Here is a 1,551-nt window from a genome sequence, read left to right as displayed (position 1 = left end):
AAGATCCTAAGCCGTTCATCTGGACCAAGACAGCCGAGGAGATCCTCGACTCTCTCGCCCGCTTCTGTCGACGGATCTCTGGCGCAGGACACTAGTGCCGCATCAGACAATGTTCGCCCTCTTGTGACGAGGAGCCCGGGTGCTGCGGCTGGCGGCTCCGGGCGGTCAGAATGATCACGTGGCTGACCGCGTACAGGTCTGGGAGATCGATGACGACGAGGGGCAGCGGCTGCTGCGGATCATCCGCAGGGGCACGGGTTCGGTGGTGACCTGGCGGCGGGCCCAGATCGTGCTCCTGTCCGCCCAGCGCATGCCCGTGGCGAAGATCGCCGAGGTGACTTTCACCAGCGCGGATCGGGTGCGGGACGTGATCCACAACTTCAACGCGGACGGCTTCGGCTCGCTCTACCCGAGGTACGGGGGTGGGCGGCCGAGGGCGTTCTCGCTGCCGGAGCGCGAACGTTGCCTGATGAGCACCATGCGTCCGTGCGATGCGCCCCGTCGAGGCCGACTCACGCCCATTCTCTGCGCGGGCGCGTCCTGCGCTCAGGCCGCGGCACGGAAGACGTACGCCGTCATCGGGGCGGTGACCGGCCCCGGGCCCAGCCGTGCCGTCATCTCCTCGATGACGGTGGCCCGGACAGTCGGTCCGTCGCCGCGTTCCTCAACGGCCGCGCGCACCGGTGTCCCGGTGAGGTACCCGGTGGCAAGGTCGGCGGTCGACGCGGCCCGGCCCTGAAGCGTCAGCTCCTGCTCGTCCTCGACGGCGAACCCGGCGGCCGCTAGATCAGCGGCCACGACAGCGGGGTCGGCGTAGCCGTGCGGAACCCTCTGGAAGAACCGTGGCGGGTCGACCGGAAAGGCCCGCTCCAGCCCAGCCTGCAGCGCGGCTTCGAAGGCGTGCGTCCCGAGCGGGCCCCAGGTGTTGAACAGGAATCGGCCGCCCGGGGCCAGCACCCGGTGGATCTCGGTGAAGGCCTCGATGCGGTCGGGGAAGAACATCACGCCGAACTGGCAGACCACCAGGTCGAAGCCTCCGTCCGGGAAGGGCAGTTGCTGCGCGTCGGCCTGCCGCCACACCGCGCCCGGAGCCCGGGTTGTCCCGAGAGCGACCATGGCCTCGTTCAGGTCGGTGGCCGTCACTTCGGCCGAGGGTGCCGCCGCGAGGAGGTCCGCTGTCAACACACCAGTCCCCGAGGCCAGTTCGAGGACTCGCCGAGGGTGGAGTGCCGCCGCCCGGGCGGTCAGGTCCTTGGCGAACGGCCGGAATACCACCGGCACGAGGTAATGCTCATAGGCCGCCGGCATGGATTCGAACCATCGCCGGTCGGCATTGATTCCTGTCACCCTCATGACGGTAGCGCCGCGCCAGGAAACCTCTTCCTTGCCGCGCCGCCATGCACCCTGGAACTAGACCCACCCGACAAAGCGGCAGGGCAAACGTTCTCTGACGCGGCACTAGTAGGACTCCGTTAGGTCTGTCGATCGGTCCTGTCTGGGGCATGTTGGAGGTGTGGACGCACACGAAGTGAACCGGGCTCGGGCGAAGTT

At 68.3% G+C, this 1,551-nt stretch carries 1 protein-coding gene and 1 pseudogene; one reads left to right on the top strand and one right to left on the bottom strand.

Features of this window, described 5'->3' with window-relative positions:
• Nucleotides 1-178 precede the first annotated feature (178 nt).
• A pseudogene (locus tag ACIRU3_RS47750) lies at nucleotides 179-457 on the top strand (helix-turn-helix domain-containing protein); the annotation flags it as partial.
• Between the two features lie 89 nt (nucleotides 458-546).
• On the opposite strand, the gene ACIRU3_RS47745 reads toward ACIRU3_RS47750, so the two are convergent.
• Nucleotides 547-1,353 carry a class I SAM-dependent methyltransferase gene (locus ACIRU3_RS47745; RefSeq protein WP_404070778.1) on the bottom strand — a complete coding sequence of 269 codons (807 nt, stop codon included), beginning with the start codon at nucleotides 1,351-1,353 and terminating at the stop codon, nucleotides 547-549.
• Between the last annotated feature and the right edge of the window lie 198 nt (nucleotides 1,354-1,551).

It is taken from the genome of Streptomyces sp. NPDC101151, assembly GCF_044768335.1.
GTDB lineage: Bacteria > Actinomycetota > Actinomycetes > Streptomycetales > Streptomycetaceae > Streptomyces.
Note: the sequence above shows the minus strand (reverse complement) of the source record. Positions and strands in the feature narration are given on the sequence as shown.